Genomic DNA, 18,284 nt, shown 5'->3' with positions numbered 1-18,284 from the left:
TATTTTTGTCCCCATGATGGGAGGGCAACTGGCCGGAGCCGGACTTATCATGACGATTGTCTGTCCGCTTGCGACCGCTATTCCGATGTCTGCATTGCACTATCTGAATACTGAACGCCTCAGGATTGCGCGAAATAAAGCTTTGGAAATTCAGGAGGAGCTTGAAAAAGCCAATGCGCTGCTCATCAAACATTCGCGCGAAGACAGTCTCACCGGCGTCCTGAACCGCTCTACTTTTTTTGACAAGCTCATCACAGCGAGCAGCAGTCAGCAAACCGGCGGTCTGTTGTTTATCGATCTCGATCATTTCAAAACCATCAATGACACATATGGCCACGCAACCGGCGATGCGGCGTTGCGCCGTATCGGCGCACTGCTCAATCGCCTGAGTCTGAGAAACGGCTTTGCCGGAAGATTGGGCGGTGAGGAGTTCGGCGTCTTCATCAACAGCGCGGATGTCAGCTTCATCTATCAATATGCAGAAAATATTCGTCGGGAAATAAGTGTTCTGCGTATTGTCGCTTCCGACAATAAAACTGTCAGCATCACTGCCAGTATTGGTGTCACTTTGTGCGAAGCCGGTTTCAATCTCGATCAGTCTTTACTGGAAGCAGATGAGAAAATGTATATTGCCAAGCGGCAGGGACGCAATCTGATTATTGCATAATGCTTGATAGCGGCCTGTTTTCAGCATTTCATTCTGAAAAAAGACTTGCCTTGGCATAAAACTCGAACTCTATTCCGAACATCATAACATAATAAGGTAATCTTAATGGCTCAGGCAAATTCCTCATCCCGCCCTGTTATCCTGACCGGCCTCGGCGTTCTCGTCCTTGCAGCAGGTCTGTATCTGCAATTCGGCACCAGCTCTGTATCGCTTGCCGATCAGCAAAGATGCGAAAAAATCGTATCGGATACTTATGCTAACAGCGCGGAAGCCAAGAATTCACTTCTGCCTAAATGCTCCGAGCCAGGCATGGTAGCAATGATGGACGCAAAAGCCGGGGGCTCCGATGCTACAACAGCAGCGGCCTCTATTGCATCAGCCAACCAGTCCGATATCGGTTCCAATGCCTTAAGCTTCGGCCTGATCGGCGCAGGTCTCGGCCTGCTCTTAGGCGGTATTGCCACGCTTCTGCGCCGCAAAAAATCAGCTTAATCTGACAACAAAAACAAGCGGAACAGACAAGCAAAGCTACTCTGCTCGTCTGTTCCGCTTTGTGGCACTGCATGGGGGCTTCAATGCGCATAATACTGACCGGTATGGCCATATTTGCATTATGGGCAACCAATGCCGTAGCCCAGACCTCAGCAAATTCATGCAGTGTGATTGAAGACCCTGCACAGCGGCTGGACTGCTTTGACAAGCTTTTCCCAAAAACAAATCAGCCCTCACCATCTCAGAGCTGGCACATCTCTGAAAACAGATCCCCTATTGATGACAGCGCGCAAATATCCGCTTTTCTGCTGCCCAGAGGCAGTGAAAATAAAATAGTCATGTTCGACTCGGTTGCTCTCGGGCTTCGCTGTCATAATTCTACAATTTCAGCAATTCTTACGACCGGCACTTCAAGCGCGGCAGAAACCACCAAAGTCACTCACAGAACAGGCGATGAAGCCCCACAAACCATGCTTTGGGAGCGCTCTGCGAACTTCATGTCTGTCGGCCTGTGGTCTGATAAAGAATCTGCCCCCTTCATAAAACAGCTGAAAAATAACAGCATGCTATCGGTGCGCATCGACATTCCGCCTGTCGAGGTTATGTTTGATCTGGCTGATGTTGAAGATATTACTGCGAAAATTGCGAAAGCCTGCGAGCGGGATATTTATCAATAGAGTACCGTGTGTCAGACTTGGCATGCAAAACTCGCTCTAACCATTTAAATTAGTCTCTGGTCCGGTTTCTGCTATTTTATAACACAAGCATCGCAGATAAATTCCAAGGCAAGGTTTCTGACAGAATGACAACTGCACTCCTGATTATCGACGTTCAGAAGGCAATCATTGCCGGTAAGGCGTCAGCGCAACGAATGCCTGAACTTGAAGCCGCGCTGGATGAAACCGTATTCAGGCTTCAGGCGCTGAAGCAAAAGGCACATGATGCCAATATACCTGTTTTTCTGATCCAGCATGACGGCGCCAAAGGCCACAGACTTGAAAAGGATACTGCAGGCTGGGAATTGCGTCCGGAAATCGCGGCCACGGGCAATGATATCCTTGTTCACAAGAAATATTCGGATTCATTTCTCGAAACAGAGCTGGCAGACCGGTTGAAAGACCATGGTGTCACGCATCTCATTACCGGCGGCTGTATGACACAATTCTGCGTTGATACGACAGTGAGACGTGCCATCTCACTGGGCTATGACGTGACCCTGCTTGCAGATGGTCATATGACGGGTGACTCTGACACTCTGCTTTATACGGATATTATGAAGCACCATAATGAAACACTGAATGGCTTTGGCACCGATGCTGCATCCGTAGCAGTTAAACCCTCTGCTGAAATCAGCTTCTGAACAAAAACAAGCCGCCTGCCCGATCAAACAGGCAAGCGGCCAATGGCATTACACTCAGAAAACCAGCGAGACACCGGCAACAGGCCCGTGTTCGGTAACATTCCACTTGAACCTGTGGTCGAGCACATCGCCGCCATCATAATCCTGATACAGCGCCCTGTAGCCGAAGCGCAGCAATGCCGGTTGATTAAAGATATGCGTGCGATAGCCGAGATAGGCCTGCCCCTGCGCACTCAAATCTGCACCGGCACCGAAACCACCAACATCCGCCTCAGCAAATAAATGCCAGCGATCCGTCAGATCCGCCTGAATACGCGCTCCGACGAACGGATCTGTCCATTCCAGTTTACGACGCTCAGACCAGCGATCCAGCATGAAATCGACTTTAAGCTGCGTCCAGCGCAGACCGGCAGTCGGCTCAATCGCAAACACCCGCTGCGTACCGAAAACAGTTTCGCCTTCCAGCGGCACTTCAACCGCGCGGAAAAACGCACCGGCGGAGAGCGTTGTCATCGTAACATCCGCTCCCAAAGTCTGGTCATGGAATGATTCATCCTGACTGGTTTTGGTATATTGTCCGTCAAAATACACCCCATAGAGGCCGTTTGTGACTTCCACATTGCCCATGGCGCTGAAATCAAGATTTTCGAAAATATCCGAGAAAGGCACATCAATATTGGTACGGCGACCCATAATATTGGCATGACCATCCAGAGAAGCCGCCCAGATATAAGGACTGACAATCACTTTCCAGCGTCGCTCATCAAATTTGGCAACGAGCTGCGGCGCCAGAATATCGGCACCCAAAGCCTGCCCGCTGGCGATGCTTGCAGCACTTATACATGCGGCAAAGATAATATGTGCAGTACTGATTCCTGATAAACACTTCATATTTTTATCGCCCCTCAATAAGCAATGTCTGCAAAACGATATAACTGCACTGTCTATATTTACACTTTGAGAAATCACCAGAATAAGATCAAGATTAAACCAATTTTTCAATAGATTTCTTCATATCTGATTCACACAAAGCGTGATAAAAGTTTTTGTCCATTTCTCTGGAAGGAGCATCCTTTTGAAACCGAGTTTCCCGTACTTCCTTAAGAACAAATTTGTCAAATCCGCCACCGCCCTGACTGTTATTGCCGCTGTTTCAGCGCCCTATGCGGCAGCTGCCTGCACCAGCTTTCTGTTGCCGACAACCGACGGCAGCGGCATTTATGCCCGCACTATGGAATTCGGAATTGAGCTGCAGTCCAATGCTCTGGTTATTCCGCGCGCCTATACGCTGCACACAACCGGTGCCGACGGCAAAGCCGGTATGAGCTGGAAGGGTAAATATGCTGCCATCGGCATGAATGCCCTTGGCGAGACCACTCTTGTTGACGGTATGAATGAAAAAGGTCTTGCCGGCGGCGTTCTGTATTTCCCTGAATTTGCAGGCTATGCCGACGGCTCCAAGACCGACAAAGAAAAATCTCTGGCACCATGGGATGTTCTGAGCTGGGTTCTGACCAATTTCGCAACGGTTGAAGAAGTCAAAACCGCCATTCAGGATATGAGCGTCATTAATGTCGTTCAGCCACAAATGGGGTTTGCGCCACCGCTGCATTATACAATTCATGATGCCAGCGGCGCTTCGATTGTGATTGAACCGGTTGATGGCAAGCTCAAGATTTACGACAATCCTGTCGGTGTTATGACCAATTCGCCGTCTTTTGACTGGCATATGACCAATCTCAGAAACTTCCTGAAAATGTCGCCGCTCAATGCACCGGATCTCAAAATCGCCGGCACGACATTCTCACCGCTGGGTCAGGGATCAGGCTTGCTTGGCATTCCGGGTGACTCGACCCCGCCATCACGTTTTGTGCGCGCCGCGGCCTATGTGCAAACTGTTGAAAAACAGCCAAGCGGGGATGATGCTGTGCGTCTGACCGAGCACATTCTCAACAATTTCGATATTCCGAAAGGCTGGATTCAGACCGCAAAAGAGCTGAAAATTCCGCTGGAATACACCCAGTGGTCAACGATTGCCGATCTGAAAAATCAAAAATACTATGTAAAAATGTATGATGATCAGGTTCTGCGCGGCATCGATATCAAAAGCTTTGATCTGGATGCAAAAGAGCTGAAAAAAGCACCTCTCAGCCCGAAGATCACACCACCTTCTGTTGAATTCGCCAAGTAAAAACAAAAAACCGGAGCTGAAAAGCTCCGTTTTTTTTATCGGGTTCACTATGCATCAATCTCAATCGAGGACATAGCAGCTTTTCGCCACGCCGCGATCCGGATCACCGAATGTGCGGTTGTCACAATTTACGCCGCCACGGAATACACGCTCAACAAAGCGATCCTGTGTGCCGTAACGTACACGCTTGCGGCCGGAGAAATCACAATACTGGCCTTCGCGTGCGCAACGCTGCCATTCACGGTCATTATCACGATCCCGTCCATAGCCGCCACGCCCGTCACGATCACGGCCATATCCGTCACGATCGCGTCCGTAACCGCCGCGGTCACGTCCGTCATAACGAACAACATAAGAGCAGGTTTTGGCTCTGCCATATGCAGGGTCGCCGAAGACGGAGTTCGAGCAACGCACCTGCGGCTGATTAATAAAGCGCGATGTTGCCCGTCTTCCGCTGCCGTAAATTACTTCTGTCGGATAAGGAATGCGGCACACGCCCCCTTCAGAGGCACATTGCCGTACTTCCTGAGCTGATGCTGTTCCGGTATCAACTGTGTAAGCACCGGCAACGACTGCCAGAAACAACACGGCGCGGGACAGATTTGTCGCAATCGACATTGTGCTCATTTGAATTTCCTTCCTGTATGAGCTGATGCTCATGGTGAAGCCTTTAAAAAACAGAGCAGATACAGTTTCCGGCCACCGAAGCAGTCTCACCAATATACGCTCGCAGTGCAGGTTCTAGAACACAGAAATTGAACAGGAAATGAACAATCTCATCACTCTCTGTTCCGTTTTGAAATGATTGTGCGATTTCTTAAACCGGTAAGATTATTATGCTTTATGAGATTACATGCAGATATCAGGAGCACCGCCAGCTATGAACCCCGTCTCACAGATTCTTATTTATGCTTTGGCTGCGGTTGCTGAAATTGCAGGATGCTTTGCTTTCTGGGCATGGCTGAAACTGGATAAACCCGTATGGCTTTTGCTGCCGGGCATTGCATCCCTGATCCTGTTTGCTGTGCTGCTCACATTTATTGACGCTGAGGCTGCAGGCCGTGCCTATGCGGCCTATGGCGGTATTTATATTATCGCCTCATTATTATGGCTGCGGCTGGCAGAGGATTTCTCGCCGGACAGATGGGACATTACCGGCGGTATGCTGGCACTCGCCGGTGCAGGCATCATCCTGTTTGGGCCACGCGGTTAAATCGTCTACATTCGGGCAAGGAATAAATACGGACATAAAATAATCCGCTTTCTGAAGAACAGATATGTGATCGTCATAACAGACGATCCTCTCTGCGATAATGACTCTGTTTCCATGATAGTAAATCCACAGACACAGGTCCTGCCCAATGCAATCCATGAAAGAAATGAGCCGCTATCAGGCACGCCGACGCCTTGCCGTAGCGGTTATTATAGTTCTCCTGTTCCTTGCTTTGCTTTTCGTACGCTCTGCATGGCCGCGCGGTACTCATGAATATATTGAAGCCTTCGGCCTCGGTTTTATCATGGTGGCCATTCTCGGCCGCATGTGGTGCACATTATATATCGGCGGACACAAAGGCGCGCAGATCATTCGCACCGGCCCCTATTCCCTGAGCCGCAATCCGCTTTATGTTTTCAGCACAATCGGTGCATTCGGTATCGGCTGCCTCACCGGCAGTCTCGGTGTCGCGCTCCTGCTGGCAATCGCCTGCTACATCACATTCCTGTTCGTTATTCTTGCCGAGGAAGGCTATCTCGAAAACACTTTCGGCCAGCCCTATCGCGATTATAAGCTTGAAGTGCCGCGCTTTTTCCCGCGTTTCTCCGGTTACAGAGATGTGGAAACCCTGACCATCCGTCCGAAAACGCTCTATAATACGTTCTTTGACGGGCTGGTGTTCTTTGTTGCATTCCCGTTTTTCGAAACGGTCGAGCATTTACAGACCGCAGGGTTTATTCCCATCCTTTTCTACACTTATTAAACATTGCAAAACAAAACCCGCCATTCAGGAAATGGCGGGTTTGATTATCGGAGAACCGGAGCAGCTTCACATAGCGGCTTTACCGTCTTTCTCTTCCTCAAATGTAATCGCAACATCAGCATTGGCTGAAAGACGAACCTTATTGCCCTCAATATCTGCAACCAGCCCCAGTGAAATATAATGATGGTGCTTATGATGTGCACCGGCACCGGTATCGTTTTTCGTGAGTTTGATACGATCACCTTCCACATGATCGACGATGCCAACGTGAACACCGTCTGCACCGATCACTTCAAAATGCTCTTTGATTTTTGCAGTATCTACCATTGATTGTATCTCCTGTTTCAAAGCGGTTCAGAGAAAATACTCCGGTCTGACAATAACGCAGCAGCAGCATATTCGATGCAAATGATTGCAAATATTTTAGAGCGCCAGCTTCATTCCGGCGTGACTGGCTTTAAAACCAAGCTGCTCATAAAAACGGATCGCATCTTTGCGCGAGATATCCGTATGCAATTGCACCAGACCACAGCCCTTTTCCCTGCATTGACCGATTGCCCATTCCAGCATCTGCCTGCCCAAGCCCTGCCCGCGATAATCACGGGCAATCCGCACGCTTTCAATCTGCCCGCGCCACATCGCAAGTCTTGAAAGACCCGGAATAAAACTGAGTTGAAGACAACCGGCAACCCGCCCGTCAGCTTCGACAACCAGCAAGAACTGGTTCTCGTCCCGCCCGATTGCGGCAAAGGCATCCAGATAGGCTTTGTTCAGCGGTACGGACTGATCCTCACGCGCTGCCCCCAAAACATCATCGGCAAGCATGGCCACAATTTCAATGAGATCCCGCTCTTCGGCCCGCCGGAAAATATGTGCCATTTCACTCCCTCAATACAATTTTCCATTCCTGTTACGCAGGGAAGATAGAGCATAATTCCTTAAACTTGGATCAGTTTAAGGTGAAATTATGCTCTAATTTTAAAGTATTAGAGCGTCCTGCCCATCAAATATTTCAATCTGATGAGCAAGACCTATATCAGAGCGGAAACACAAATTTTATTTGATAACGTGCCAGTTGCCACCGACACCATCGCCTTCCATATCACCGGCTTTCTTGTCTTTAATATAGGTATAAACCGGCTTGCCGTTATAAGCCCACATGTCCTTACCGTCTGAAGCCTTCACCTTGGACCATGGCGCAACCGCTTTGGTTTTGGCGGAGGCATGATAGGCCGGCCAGATTTTCAGACATGAGGCATCGCAATTGGACATGCCGCCGCTATCCTTGTCGAACGTATACAGCGTGTGCCCTTCTGCAGTGGTCAGAATTTTTCCGCCTGCCGCATCCATCATCATGCCCGGCCCGCCGGCAGCCTTATCCGTGCCATGCTGCATTTTTGTCATGTCAGTTTTCGAGGCAGCGGCTGCGGTCTGTCCCGCAAAGACCGGCGCTGCTGACAATCCCAGAACGGTGCCGAGAACACTCAATGTCAAAACAAGCTTTTTCATTTTGTTTCATACGCTCCATATTTTCCTCTGCACACAGGCCGTGTGTAATGGTCAGCTGCAGATGGCTGGTTAATCCGGCGCGGTCAGAAGCGGCCGCGCAAAAATGCTGCGCCTGCTTCGGGACTGTTTCTGGCCGATATTGTGCCGAAAATAAGTTATTTTACGCCGGACACAGAGAACAAAAGGTGAGCATAGTAACCAAATACGAAGATTCGCGCGGTAGCTTGAATACAGGCAGATTCGAAATACTCAGCTTGGTTCAGTGCATCTGAATGCTGACCGATATAAAGGCGCAGACATATGGCTCCGAGAAAAACCACTTCCCGCAAAAAGCGCCCGACGCGCGGCAAAAGCTCGGGTCAGTCCACGACAGCTGTTCTGACCGTTGGTGCAATTGTGGTGATTGGTGCTGCAGCACTCTGGGCGACATCGCAAAGCCGCAGCCCGTCTGCCAGCGTATCAGGCCTGTTCCGCACAGCGACCAATAGTTCCGCATCCCGTTCCGGTTCGACTGCTACAGCCAGTTCAGAACGCAGAACGGTGCAGACGCAAAGCAGGAATACGGAGACCGCCAGAAATACTGAACCCAATGTGACACCGCCGTCTCCGATACGCAGGCCGCCGTTGAATATCGGCCAGAGCGTTGCCAGTGAGCAGAAGTCACCTCCGAAACAGGTTGCCGCTCTTGCGCCACGTCCGGATAGCAAACCGGCGGCAGCTCAGATCGTACCGCCAAAACCTGCACCGCAGTACACCATGCCCGCTTTACCGCCGGTCGGAAAATCCGCACCGGATGACAATAGCCGTCATGCCAGCGGTGCATTCAAAGTGCCGAAAGCAATTATTGCCAGACAGGATCTGACCATTCACGAAAAAGCATGGGACAAGGCCAAGACTGTCGGCCGCGTCGAAAAAGGCCGCGAAATGCGCTCCTATGCCAAAGTCGGACGCTGGCACCGCGTGGTTGTACCATCCACCAATATTATTGGCTGGGTGCAGGAAGATCAGCTGATTATCAAAAATCAACAAGCGCAGGCACGCTCATTCCGTGCAGTCTCCGCACCGCAAGCGTCTCAACATTCCGGTATGACCACAGGGTCAATCCGCTCTGCCGCAGCACCAAACAATAGTGGCACCACAGCGAAAACACAGAATAGCAGACTGGTTGCGCCGGTTTATCCGCAACAGCCGGTCGGCAAATAAAAAAATCAGTTTTGAGATGAAGTGTCAGGCAATGCATCTGCCATTGCCTGCAAAGCCTGTATTGCCAACGCTTTGGTAATCCGGCTTTTTTGCTGCAGAGCCATATGATCGAGCAGATCAACCAGCACAATCACACTGTCGAGCGAGCGCTCAACACGGCTGACAATATAACTGATAACCGCCGGATCAACACTGACCTGACGATCGGCGAACAGCTTGTAAATCACTGTGCTCAGCAGATAATCATCCGGCTCGGAAATATCGACAATTGTCACCGCTTTAAGACGGGAGACCAGATCAGGCAGCGACACATTCCATTGCGACGGCTGTAATTGCGACGTCATCAGCAATGATGCCTGCGACTGACCGTTTTCGCAGCTGCCTGCGGTTTGCCGAATGGTGTTAATCAGATGGAACAGACCGGTTTCATCAAAAGCTTCTGCGCCGATATCATCAATCAGCACCGGTCGCTGCGCAGCGATTTCCAGTGACTGTGCATCAATATCATGAGGATTGAGGATTGCCGCATCATTCTGGCTGCGCCAGATGGCGGCCAGATGCGTCTTACCGGCTCCGGCTGGTCCGACAAGCAGCGCGACAGGCGACGGCCAGTCCGGCCAGCGATCAATCAGATCGACAGCCGCACGGTTCGATCCGGTGACAACCAGATCATCGCGCGTAAAGCCTGGCTCATGCTGAAGTATGAGCGGCATTTGTCGGTGCTCAGCAGACATAATTACCCAAAATTATTAGCCCGAATTCCGGCCTGCTTACAAATCATACAAATTCATCACATGATTTCGGGGCGGGGTTCAAGCTGTTCCATCACAGAACCTGTCAAATCTTCAAAATACAGGTCAGAATGATGCAGTAACTGCTTTCCCCCCTTTAGAAAAGCACAACCGGCACGAATGCGCCGGTTGTCTGAGCTTATCCCCGTGACCCACAAGCCTGTGGACAAAGCTGTTGAAAACTTCGGGCTCAGTTTTCTCCGTTGCTGCTTTTATACATCGGCGATTCCAGATACCGCCCGATAGCAAAGCGTACCAGCACCCCGACTGCCGCCGCAGCAGGCACAGCAATCAGCATCCCCGTGAAGCCAAGGAACGAACCGAAGGCAAAAAGTGCAAACATCAGCCATACCGGATGCAAGCCAACAGATTTGCCCACCAGTTTCGGCTGCAGAATATTGCCTTCAATAAACTGGCCTGCAAAGAACACACAGGCGACGATAACAACCATCACCCAATCCGGCCAGAACTGCACCAGCGCCACACCGATTGCCAGCACCAGACCGACAATCGAGCCGATATAGGGAATGAAGCTGATAAGACCGGCGAAAAGGCCGATCAGCAAGCCGAAATTCAAACCGGTAAGCGTCAGGCCGACAGCGTAAAATGTTCCGAGAATGAGACACAGCGTGCCCTGACCGCGGATAAAACCGGCAATCGCATCATTCATCTCACGGGCGATCTGGCGCACAGTTTTCACATGATCGCGCGGCACCCATGAATCAATCGTATTGACCATGCGGTCCCAGTCGAGAAGCATGTAGAACGCAACCACCGGTGTCACCACAAACAGACCGGCAATATCAATCAGCGACTTGCCGGAATTCCACAGCGATTGCAGCAAAGTGGTCAGAAAGCCGGCTCCCTGCTTGAGAAATCCGCTCAGATTATCTTTGATGACCGTGCTGTTAATGCCGAGATATTTCTGCAGCCATTCAGAATCCTGATGGGCAATCAGCGACTGAAGCTGCGTAAAGTAACCCGGAAATTTCGAAATGAACTCGGCCAGCTGTGTAACCAGCACCGGCACGATGATGATAAGCCCCAGCACCAACACAAAGACGAAGGTAATCAGGATAACCACGGTTGCTACCAGACGCGACATCCCGAAACGCTCAAGCCGGTCGGCCACAGGGTCAAGAAAGTAAGCCAGAGCAAGTCCGGCTACAAAGGGCAGCAAAATGGAACTGAACACGGTCAAGAAAAGAACAAAAACAACCGTTGCAAACAGCCAGAAAAAAGCCTGTTTACGCACGGTTGCACCGAGTGCACTGACCTGCACATCCAGACGCACTTCATTCTCAGTCGCGGGAATGATAACCTGTTGCGGCGTGGTTTTTACCAGCGCCTCCGACTTTGCCCGCGATGCACGGGGGGATGGCGATTTAGGTGGTGTGGTATCCGATTTGCTCATATAAAACCGCCATTGCTTAAAAAGTCTGAATATGTCGCATTTCAGCCTCCGGTCAAGATAGAGCATTTCACAGTTAAGTTGGATCAACTTGACTTCTTGATTATGTCAAGCTGGATCAACTTGACGGCTGTGATAATGCGACCAAATAAAGAATCCAGAGCGAGCACTATGATCCAATCTAAACGTAAACCGCTCTAGCGACCTATCACGCCTGCTTTCATTGCAGCGACAGAGTAAATTGACTGCGACATATGCTCTGCTCATCTCATAACATGGTGTTTATCAGTTAAAAATGACGAAAGATGCTTGCGGATAAAGCAATCTCGTGTCATTGCGCCTGCTTGAAGCATTAACCGCAGCCTGCCCTGCCGTTCTTCCATCGGCCTTACGGCTGCGCTGTGTATCGGGAGCTACCAATGCCACAGTCGAAAACCCCATCCCCTGCAGCCGCTGACGCGAAAAATGGCCTGACCTATGCCGATGCCGGTGTGGATATTGATGCGGGCAACAGCATGGTCGACAAGATCAAGCCTTTGGTGCGCTCCACGCGCCGTCCGGGTGCTGACGGGGAAATCGGCGGCTTCGGCGGATTGTTTGATCTGAAAGCCGCAGGCTTTAAAGATCCGGTTCTGGTAGCGGCCAATGACGGTGTCGGTACCAAGCTGAAAATCGCTATTGATGCAGATCGTCACGACACAGTTGGTATTGATCTGGTTGCCATGTGCGTCAACGACCTCGTGGTACAGGGCGCAGAGCCGCTGTTCTTCCTCGATTATTTTGCCACCGGCAAACTCAATCCTGAACAGGGTGCAGCGATTGTTAAAGGCATTGCCGAAGGCTGTCTGCAATCCGGTTGTGCGCTGATCGGCGGTGAAACCGCTGAAATGCCTGGCATGTACCGCGACGGTGATTATGATCTCGCCGGTTTCGCGGTTGGCGCCGCAGAGCGCGGTCAGCTGCTGCCTGCCGGTGATCTGGAAGCCGGTGATGTTATTCTCGGCCTTGGTTCTTCCGGTGTTCATTCCAACGGTTTCTCGCTGGTTCGCCGCATTGTTGAACTGTCCGGCCTTGGCTGGCAGGATGCAGCACCTTTTGCTGCCGATAAGACATTGGGTGAAGCCCTGCTCATCCCGACCCGCATTTATGTGAAATCCCTGCTGTCGGCTATCCGCTCGACCGGTGCGATCAAAGCACTCGCGCATATTACCGGCGGCGGCTTCCCTGACAATATTCCGCGCGTTCTGCCGGAAACACTGGCGGCTGAAATTGATCTGTCTGCGATTCCGGTTCCGGCTGTTTTCTCATGGCTGGCCAAAACCGGCGGTGTTGAAGCCCATGAAATGCTGCGCACCTTCAACTGCGGCATCGGCATGATTGTTGTTGTCTCTGCTGACAAAGCGGAAACTGTTGCTCAGGCACTGAAAGCCGAAGGCGAAACTGTTGTCACACTCGGCCGCATGATTGCGCGTGAGGCAAAAGATCAGGGCGTCGTTTATCAGGGCACACTTTCCCTATGAGCCACGCGCCTTCAGCATCGCGCAAACGCGTGGTCATTTTCATCTCCGGCGGCGGCTCCAATATGGAGACGCTGATCCGCGCGGCACAGGCACCGGATTATCCGGCAGAAGTTGTTGCCGTCATCTCCGACAAGGCAGAAGCAGGCGGTCTGGCGAAAGCTCAGGCCGCAGGCATCAAGACCCATGTTTTTGTCCGCAAAGACTTTGCTTCCAAAGAAGCGCATGAAGATGCAATTCTTGCGCAACTGGCTGCAATCGCTCCGGATATAGTTTGCCTCGCAGGCTATATGCGCCTGCTATCCGGCCGGTTCATTGCGCCTTATGAAGGACGTATCCTCAATATTCACCCTTCCCTTCTGCCGCTGTTTCCGGGTCTGCACACACATCAGCGTGCGCTGGATGCCGGTATGAAACTTGCCGGATGCACCGTACATCTGGTGACTGAAGGTATGGATGAAGGCCCGATTGTTGCGCAGGCAGCGGTGGCCATTACTGAGGGTGACACGGCTGAAACGCTGGCAGCACGCGTATTGACCGCAGAGCATCAGCTCTATCCGCAGGCTCTGCGTAATTTCGCTATGGCTTCCGGTTCTGAAAAGCATGGCAATTCAGCAACACAGATACTCATTAGCGCGTGATGAAATAACAAATTGTTAATTTCCTCTTAACGTGCCACGATATTACCCTAAATAGCCACATATCACATTTGTGCTGCATGTTCAGCAATCAGATGATTCCCGTCATTATGGTTGCTTTTCAGGCAGAGACTTTGAGCGTTCACCCGCTTTAACTGTAGTTTCAACACGCATCTTTACCGAAAGCCATTTTACACTTTCATGGATGCGTCTAAAAATAAGAAGAGGAAGATATCATGTCTCTCCGTAACTCTGTTGCACTTATGGCCTTTTTTGCCGCCGGTACTTTTGCTGTTTCAGCATCTGCTGCCGACATGGTTTCCTCCCGTAATGCCGTTGTTCAGCCACGTTCGGAAGTCGGTGTTCTGACCTGCGATTTCCAGCCGTCAATCGGTGTTATCATTGGCAGCCGTCAGGATCTGGATTGCGTATTCCAGCCTGCACAGCGCGGCGCACCTGCCGAACGCTATAGCGGCCAGATCACCAAAATCGGCGTGGATATCGGCTTCTACAATGCCGGCCAGCTGGCATGGGCTGTCTGGGCACCAACCGTTCGCCCTGAAGGCGCACTGCGCGGCAGCTATGTCGGCGCATCGGCCAATGCAACGATCGGTATCGGAGCAGGCACCAATGTCCTGACCGGTGGCACATGGAAAAACATTTCTCTGCAGCCGATCTCCATTCAGGGTCAGAAGGGTCTGAATGCTGCTGTTGCACTTTCCAACTTCCGCCTGAAATACGAAGGCTAATCTTAGCTTTGCCTTGAACAAAGCCCGCGCTGTCACCGGCGCGGGCTTTTTTGTTTCTGGAAATCTCAGGCTGTTTTAGGTCTTCTGATCTGAAAGCCTGTTTTACTCTGCTCGAAGCCTGCATCCTGATAGAACTTCAGTGTTGACGATTGTTTCGAACCTGTCATCAACATGACTTTATAGCAGCCGGCCTGCCATGCAGCTTCAATTGCTCTGTGCAGAACTGCACTGCCATATCCCTGCTTGCGATGATCCTCATGCGTCACAACATTCTCGATCAGCGCATAGGGCATACCGTTACGCGTCAGATTTGGAATAACAACCAAAGTGCATGATGCAACTGGAATATTCTCCAGACAAACAACGAAAATATTGCTGTTGGGATAGGACTTCAACAACTCCCAGCGCGTAATGGCCTCCGGGAGAGGTATCTCTGCATTATCTGCTGCCAGATAACGGTAAAGCTTCTGCAAACAGGGTATATCGCTTTCAATAAGCGTTCTGATAAGCACAAATTTCCTCCGGCGGTCAGGCAGCCTTCACCGATTGCTCCATAAGAGGACGTATCCAGACTTTAATATCGTGGAACGCCGTCCCGCCATGCGGCGCGGCCGCATCGGCACCGGTCAGAATATTAATCCCCTCGCCGCCTTCAAAAGATGAATTCGGGAACAGGCCTTCCGAAACTACAACGCCACGGCGCAGTTTCTTGGCTCCGCTCAATTTATCAGTGGCCTGCTGGATTTTGACATGTAGTATCAGTTCGCCGCGCTGATTACCGATCTGTACCCGTGCACCGTCTTCCAGCCCCAGCTCTGCCGCATCATCGTCGCGGATCAGCAGTTGCGGCCGGATTTCCTTTGCCAGAGAGGTTGGTGTCTCCGCAAAAGTCGAGTTGAGGAAATTATGTGCCGGTGATGTGGTCAGCTTAAACGGGTGCTGCGGATCGGCCAGCTCATTGCTTGCCCAATAATCCGGAAATTCCGGCATGTCCGCAAAAGGCCCCTGAAGTCCCATAGCTTGCGGCGGGCGATCCGGTGATGTCTGTTTCTGCCAGTCCACACGGAAGCGGAATTTACCGTCCGGCCATGCGAAACCATCGAGATAATGGGACTTTTCAAAATCCGGCTGCTTATCAAGCCAGCGTTGCTCACGCATGGTTTCAAAATCCGGCATATTGCTTTTAGCCAGCAGATTATCGACCAGCTGACGCGCAGGCAGATTGAAACCATCCAGATGACCAACACCTAAGCGATTGGCCAGTTCATTGATAACATAGATATTTTCGCGAGCCTCTCCCGCTGCTTCAATTAGTTTGGCACCGAGCAAAACATGCTGCTGACCGCCGCCGCGATAAATATCATCATGCTCCAGAAACATCGTGGCAGGCAGTACGAGATCAGCCATTTTCGCCGTATCGGTCATGAAGTGCTCATGCACCACGGTAAACAGGTCTTCCCGCATAAAGCCCTGCCGCACCAGACGCTGCTCCGGCGCAACATTTGCCGGATTGGTGTTCTGGATCAGCATTGCCATCACCGGAGGCCCGCCATAGAGCGCTTCTGCGTCACCGGTCAGCACACGGCCGATTTTCGACTGATCCAGCGATCTGACCGACGGATCGGCAAATGCGGAGCCTTCAATCTCCGACTTATCCATGCCGAAAATACCGGAATTGGAATGGAAAGCGCCGCCGCCCTCCAGCGTCCATGCGCCGGTTACAGCCGCGATGCAGGAGGCAGCGTGCATATTCACCGCGCCATTACGCTGGCGAGAAAAACCATAACCCAGACGGAAATAAGTGCGTTTTGTCGTTCCCACCAGCTGAGCAAAAGCCTCAATATCCTCAACAGATACACCGGTGATCGCTTCCGCCCATTGCGGTGTCCGGCTTTGCAGATGCTGCTCCAGTGCTTGAGGCGCATCCGTATAGCGGTTGAGATAATCCCAATCCGCCAGACCATCGCGAAACAGCACATGCATCACCGCACAGGCAAAGGCCCCGTCAGTACCCGGTTTCAGCACAATGCCGATATCCGCCTGCCGGATGGTTGCGGTTTCATAAACATCAATTGCCACGATTTTCGCACCGCGCTCTTTACGGGCGCGTGCCGCATGGGTCATGACATTGACCTGCGTGGCGGCGGCATTGGTTCCCCAGATCACCACACAATCGGACTTGGCAATCTCACGCGGATCAGGCCCGCGCAGAGCGCCGGTACCGGCCATATAGCCTGTCCATGCCAGATTGGTGCAGAAGCTGGAAAACATATTGGAATATTTTTTGGCATAGCGCAGACGGTTGATAGAATCGCGCTGCACCAACCCCATAGTTCCGGCGTAATAATTCGGCCAGATACTCTCGGAACCATATTGCTCTTCGGCTTTGAGAAATTTCTCTGCGGTCAGATCCAGTGCGTCAGCCCATGAGATCTCCTGCCACTGCCCGCTTCCCTTGGCACCCTTGCGGATCAGCGGTTTCAGCAGGCGTTCAGGATGATGAACGCGCTCGGCATAACGCGCGACCTTGGCGCAGATAACGCCAGCCGTATAGCTGTTATCCTTGGCACCGCGAATGCGCCCGATTGTATGGCTGTCCAGAATTTCAACATCGAGCGCGCAGGTGGAAGGGCAATCATGCGGACAGGCCGAATGGCCGATTTGGGGTGCAACGCGCAATGTCATGTAAGAATTCCTGAAGGAGTTATTTTAGCACCATACAAAAATATAACGGCTCCGACAGACGATAAATCAGCACAGCTTTATTTTTATCGGATATCAGTCCTGTCAGACCAAACGCATCAGCACTGTGCCGCAGACAATCAGCAAAGCTCCGGCAAGACGTTTCAGGCTGATATGCTCCCGTAACAAAAAGAGAGAAAGGATCATGCCGAACAGGATTGAGGTCTCACGCAAGGCTGCAACCATTGCAACCGGCGCCATGGTCATTGCCCAGAGTGCCAGACCATAAGAGCCGAGCGTGCCTGCACCGCCGATCATCGCCAGATGGCCGCGCTGCCTGATATGCCCGACAAGCTGTCCGCGATATTTCCATATCCCCCAGCTCACCACAGGGATTGCGTTAAACAGGAATGCCCAGAGCGTATAGGATATCGCATTACCGGATACACGCACACCGATACCATCCACCAACGTATATCCTGCAATGAATAAGGCATTGACCAGCGCGATTATCACGGTGCGGGACGTGTTTTGCCCTGCCGCCGTTTTCTGGCGGCTGCCGAGAGCCCCTGCCGCCGTTTTCCGGCGGCTGCCAAGAGCCATAGTTAAAACGCCGCAGGAAATAAACCCGATTGCCAGCCATTGTCCGGCACCGAGCACTTCACCGATCAGCGGACCCGCAGCCATAGCGACCAGCAAAGGCGGCGTTCCGCGCATCAGCGGATAGGCCAGACTCATATCCCCGTTGCTGTAAGCGGCAGCAACCATGAACAGGTAACAAACCTGAAAAATGGTTGATATAATCATATAAGGCCAGCTTGGAGCTAAGGGCAGCGGTAGAAACGGGATCAGTACCAGCGCCACCAGACCGGCAGCACCACAGACCAGAACGGCATTGAGATATTTATCTGTGCCGGATTTGACGATGACATTCCAGCTCGCATGCAGCAATGCGCCGAAAAGAACGATCAGAACGACAAAACCAGACATAGCGCCGTTTTCTTTTCCCCGCGAAGGCGGTTACCACTTTTCCTGAAACTGCTGAGCGTCACCGGACTGTTACATAACCGGTCTAAAAGGCAGAATCAGATTGACTGC

At 51.6% G+C, this 18,284-nt stretch carries 21 protein-coding genes; 11 read left to right on the top strand and 10 right to left on the bottom strand.

The genetic code is table 11. The features are described from left to right. Nucleotides 1–49: 49 nt before the first annotated feature. The 4 genes from BKD14_RS06340 (at nucleotide 50) to BKD14_RS06325 (ending at nucleotide 2,519) form a co-directional block, all read left to right on the top strand. Nucleotides 50–667 carry a GGDEF domain-containing protein gene (locus BKD14_RS06340; protein WP_175576066.1) on the top strand — a complete coding sequence of 206 codons (618 nt, stop codon included), beginning with the start codon at nucleotides 50–52 and terminating at the stop codon, nucleotides 665–667. A gap of 105 nt (nucleotides 668–772) precedes the next feature. After that, nucleotides 773–1,159, top strand: coding sequence for a hypothetical protein (locus tag BKD14_RS06335; protein ID WP_022712129.1), 387 nt, complete (start codon nucleotides 773–775; stop codon nucleotides 1,157–1,159). A gap of 83 nt (nucleotides 1,160–1,242) precedes the next feature. After that, nucleotides 1,243–1,836, top strand: coding sequence for a type VI secretion system-associated protein TagO (locus tag BKD14_RS06330; RefSeq protein WP_175576065.1), 594 nt, complete (start codon nucleotides 1,243–1,245; stop codon nucleotides 1,834–1,836). Nucleotides 1,837–1,961: 125 nt separating this feature from the next. After that, entirely contained in the window at nucleotides 1,962–2,519 is a 558-nt protein-coding gene (locus BKD14_RS06325) for a cysteine hydrolase family protein (protein ID WP_075654659.1), read from the top strand. A gap of 54 nt (nucleotides 2,520–2,573) precedes the next feature. On the opposite strand, the gene BKD14_RS06320 is transcribed toward BKD14_RS06325, so the two are convergent. After that, entirely contained in the window at nucleotides 2,574–3,410 is an 837-nt protein-coding gene (locus BKD14_RS06320) for a hypothetical protein (RefSeq protein WP_075654658.1), read from the bottom strand. 241 nt (nucleotides 3,411–3,651) lie between these two features. Here BKD14_RS06320 and BKD14_RS06315 point away from each other — a divergent pair, with 241 nt between their 5' ends. After that, on the top strand, nucleotides 3,652–4,710 hold the full coding sequence (locus tag BKD14_RS06315) for a choloylglycine hydrolase family protein (RefSeq protein WP_225688396.1): 1,059 nt from the start codon (nucleotides 3,652–3,654) through the stop codon (nucleotides 4,708–4,710). 60 nt (nucleotides 4,711–4,770) lie between these two features. Here the strand turns inward: BKD14_RS06315 and BKD14_RS06310 are convergent, their stop codons facing one another. After that, nucleotides 4,771–5,337: a hypothetical protein gene (locus tag BKD14_RS06310; protein ID WP_245293564.1), complete on the bottom strand. Its 567-nt coding sequence runs from the start codon at nucleotides 5,335–5,337 to the stop codon at nucleotides 4,771–4,773. Nucleotides 5,338–5,590: 253 nt separating this feature from the next. On the opposite strand from BKD14_RS06310, the gene BKD14_RS06305 reads away from it, so the two are divergent. Together BKD14_RS06305 and BKD14_RS06300 are read left to right on the top strand one after the other, a co-directional pair. Beyond that, complete coding sequence (locus BKD14_RS06305; RefSeq protein WP_075654657.1) at nucleotides 5,591–5,923, top strand: YnfA family protein; 333 nt, start codon at nucleotides 5,591–5,593, stop codon at nucleotides 5,921–5,923. Between the two features lie 148 nt (nucleotides 5,924–6,071). Then, the gene (locus BKD14_RS06300) at nucleotides 6,072–6,686 is read left to right on the top strand and encodes an isoprenylcysteine carboxylmethyltransferase family protein (protein WP_075654656.1); all 615 of its coding nucleotides are present in this window, start codon (nucleotides 6,072–6,074) and stop codon (nucleotides 6,684–6,686) included. A gap of 66 nt (nucleotides 6,687–6,752) precedes the next feature. Here the strand turns inward: BKD14_RS06300 and BKD14_RS06295 are convergent, their stop codons facing one another. From BKD14_RS06295 to BKD14_RS06285, 3 genes are all read right to left on the bottom strand, one after another. Further along, complete coding sequence (locus BKD14_RS06295; RefSeq protein WP_075654655.1) at nucleotides 6,753–7,013, bottom strand: DUF2171 domain-containing protein; 261 nt, start codon at nucleotides 7,011–7,013, stop codon at nucleotides 6,753–6,755. Nucleotides 7,014–7,109: 96 nt separating this feature from the next. Further along, complete coding sequence (locus tag BKD14_RS06290; RefSeq protein ID WP_075654654.1) at nucleotides 7,110–7,565, bottom strand: GNAT family N-acetyltransferase; 456 nt, start codon at nucleotides 7,563–7,565, stop codon at nucleotides 7,110–7,112. 177 nt (nucleotides 7,566–7,742) lie between these two features. After that, nucleotides 7,743–8,081: a hypothetical protein gene (locus BKD14_RS06285; RefSeq protein WP_306402290.1), complete on the bottom strand. Its 339-nt coding sequence runs from the start codon at nucleotides 8,079–8,081 to the stop codon at nucleotides 7,743–7,745. Between the two features lie 414 nt (nucleotides 8,082–8,495). Here BKD14_RS06285 and BKD14_RS19060 point away from each other — a divergent pair, with 414 nt between their 5' ends. Further along, complete coding sequence (locus BKD14_RS19060; protein ID WP_139316330.1) at nucleotides 8,496–9,398, top strand: hypothetical protein; 903 nt, start codon at nucleotides 8,496–8,498, stop codon at nucleotides 9,396–9,398. A gap of 5 nt (nucleotides 9,399–9,403) precedes the next feature. Here the strand turns inward: BKD14_RS19060 and hdaA are convergent, their stop codons facing one another. Both hdaA and BKD14_RS06270 read right to left on the bottom strand, forming a co-directional pair. Beyond that, nucleotides 9,404–10,132 carry a DnaA regulatory inactivator HdaA gene (gene hdaA / locus BKD14_RS06275; RefSeq protein WP_075654653.1) on the bottom strand — a complete coding sequence of 243 codons (729 nt, stop codon included), beginning with the start codon at nucleotides 10,130–10,132 and terminating at the stop codon, nucleotides 9,404–9,406. 247 nt (nucleotides 10,133–10,379) lie between these two features. Further along, complete coding sequence (locus BKD14_RS06270) at nucleotides 10,380–11,603, bottom strand: AI-2E family transporter (protein WP_175576064.1); 1,224 nt, start codon at nucleotides 11,601–11,603, stop codon at nucleotides 10,380–10,382. A gap of 416 nt (nucleotides 11,604–12,019) precedes the next feature. Here BKD14_RS06270 and purM point away from each other — a divergent pair, with 416 nt between their 5' ends. The 3 genes from purM to BKD14_RS06255 all read left to right on the top strand — a co-directional run bounded on the left by purM (nucleotide 12,020) and on the right by BKD14_RS06255 (nucleotide 14,504). Beyond that, nucleotides 12,020–13,120 (top strand): phosphoribosylformylglycinamidine cyclo-ligase, encoded by a 1,101-nt coding sequence (gene purM / locus BKD14_RS06265; protein ID WP_075654652.1) that lies wholly within the window; start codon nucleotides 12,020–12,022, stop codon nucleotides 13,118–13,120. Further along, the gene (gene purN, locus BKD14_RS06260; RefSeq protein ID WP_075654651.1) at nucleotides 13,117–13,758 is read left to right on the top strand and encodes a phosphoribosylglycinamide formyltransferase; all 642 of its coding nucleotides are present in this window, start codon (nucleotides 13,117–13,119) and stop codon (nucleotides 13,756–13,758) included. Before purM ends, purN begins: the two co-directional genes overlap by 4 nt. A 233-nt stretch (nucleotides 13,759–13,991) precedes the next feature. Then, a complete protein-coding gene (locus BKD14_RS06255) occupies nucleotides 13,992–14,504 on the top strand; it encodes a DUF992 domain-containing protein (protein ID WP_022712145.1) in 513 nt (170 codons plus the stop codon). A 65-nt stretch (nucleotides 14,505–14,569) separates the two neighbouring features. On the opposite strand, the gene BKD14_RS06250 is transcribed toward BKD14_RS06255, so the two are convergent. The 3 genes from BKD14_RS06250 to BKD14_RS06240 all read right to left on the bottom strand — a co-directional run bounded on the left by BKD14_RS06250 (nucleotide 14,570) and on the right by BKD14_RS06240 (nucleotide 18,176). Beyond that, nucleotides 14,570–15,016 (bottom strand): GNAT family N-acetyltransferase, encoded by a 447-nt coding sequence (locus BKD14_RS06250; protein WP_083646829.1) that lies wholly within the window; start codon nucleotides 15,014–15,016, stop codon nucleotides 14,570–14,572. A gap of 16 nt (nucleotides 15,017–15,032) precedes the next feature. After that, complete coding sequence (locus BKD14_RS06245; protein ID WP_075654649.1) at nucleotides 15,033–17,189, bottom strand: molybdopterin oxidoreductase family protein; 2,157 nt, start codon at nucleotides 17,187–17,189, stop codon at nucleotides 15,033–15,035. Between the two features lie 102 nt (nucleotides 17,190–17,291). Next, nucleotides 17,292–18,176 (bottom strand): DMT family transporter, encoded by an 885-nt coding sequence (locus BKD14_RS06240; RefSeq protein WP_075654648.1) that lies wholly within the window; start codon nucleotides 18,174–18,176, stop codon nucleotides 17,292–17,294. Nucleotides 18,177–18,284 lie beyond the last annotated feature (108 nt).

It is taken from the genome of Pseudochrobactrum sp. B5 (assembly GCF_001939785.1).
Lineage (GTDB): Bacteria > Pseudomonadota > Alphaproteobacteria > Rhizobiales > Rhizobiaceae > Pseudochrobactrum > Pseudochrobactrum saccharolyticum.
This window is presented reverse-complemented; position numbering and strand designations above follow the sequence as displayed.

What these genes read in the sequence shown, in the direction of transcription:
- BKD14_RS06340 (WP_175576066.1), top strand. Translation starts at nt 50, where the DNA reads ATGACGATTGTCTGTCCGCTTGCGACCGCTATTCCGATGTCTGCATTG.
- BKD14_RS06335 (WP_022712129.1), top strand. Translation starts at nt 773, where the DNA reads ATGGCTCAGGCAAATTCCTCATCCCGCCCTGTTATCCTGACCGGCCTC.
- BKD14_RS06330 (WP_175576065.1), top strand. Translation starts at nt 1,243, where the DNA reads ATGCGCATAATACTGACCGGTATGGCCATATTTGCATTATGGGCAACC.
- BKD14_RS06325 (WP_075654659.1), top strand. Translation starts at nt 1,962, where the DNA reads ATGACAACTGCACTCCTGATTATCGACGTTCAGAAGGCAATCATTGCC.
- BKD14_RS06320 (WP_075654658.1), bottom strand. Translation starts at nt 3,410, where the DNA reads ATGAAGTGTTTATCAGGAATCAGTACTGCACATATTATCTTTGCCGCA.
- BKD14_RS06310 (WP_245293564.1), bottom strand. Translation starts at nt 5,337, where the DNA reads ATGAGCACAATGTCGATTGCGACAAATCTGTCCCGCGCCGTGTTGTTT.
- BKD14_RS06305 (WP_075654657.1), top strand. Translation starts at nt 5,591, where the DNA reads ATGAACCCCGTCTCACAGATTCTTATTTATGCTTTGGCTGCGGTTGCT.
- BKD14_RS06300 (WP_075654656.1), top strand. Translation starts at nt 6,072, where the DNA reads ATGCAATCCATGAAAGAAATGAGCCGCTATCAGGCACGCCGACGCCTT.
- BKD14_RS06295 (WP_075654655.1), bottom strand. Translation starts at nt 7,013, where the DNA reads ATGGTAGATACTGCAAAAATCAAAGAGCATTTTGAAGTGATCGGTGCA.
- BKD14_RS06290 (WP_075654654.1), bottom strand. Translation starts at nt 7,565, where the DNA reads ATGGCACATATTTTCCGGCGGGCCGAAGAGCGGGATCTCATTGAAATT.
- BKD14_RS06285 (WP_306402290.1), bottom strand. Translation starts at nt 8,081, where the DNA reads ATGCAGCATGGCACGGATAAGGCTGCCGGCGGGCCGGGCATGATGATG.
- BKD14_RS19060 (WP_139316330.1), top strand. Translation starts at nt 8,496, where the DNA reads ATGGCTCCGAGAAAAACCACTTCCCGCAAAAAGCGCCCGACGCGCGGC.
- hdaA (WP_075654653.1), bottom strand. Translation starts at nt 10,132, where the DNA reads ATGTCTGCTGAGCACCGACAAATGCCGCTCATACTTCAGCATGAGCCA.
- BKD14_RS06270 (WP_175576064.1), bottom strand. Translation starts at nt 11,603, where the DNA reads ATGAGCAAATCGGATACCACACCACCTAAATCGCCATCCCCCCGTGCA.
- purM (WP_075654652.1), top strand. Translation starts at nt 12,020, where the DNA reads ATGCCACAGTCGAAAACCCCATCCCCTGCAGCCGCTGACGCGAAAAAT.
- purN (WP_075654651.1), top strand. Translation starts at nt 13,117, where the DNA reads ATGAGCCACGCGCCTTCAGCATCGCGCAAACGCGTGGTCATTTTCATC.
- BKD14_RS06255 (WP_022712145.1), top strand. Translation starts at nt 13,992, where the DNA reads ATGTCTCTCCGTAACTCTGTTGCACTTATGGCCTTTTTTGCCGCCGGT.
- BKD14_RS06245 (WP_075654649.1), bottom strand. Translation starts at nt 17,189, where the DNA reads ATGACATTGCGCGTTGCACCCCAAATCGGCCATTCGGCCTGTCCGCAT.
- BKD14_RS06240 (WP_075654648.1), bottom strand. Translation starts at nt 18,176, where the DNA reads ATGTCTGGTTTTGTCGTTCTGATCGTTCTTTTCGGCGCATTGCTGCAT.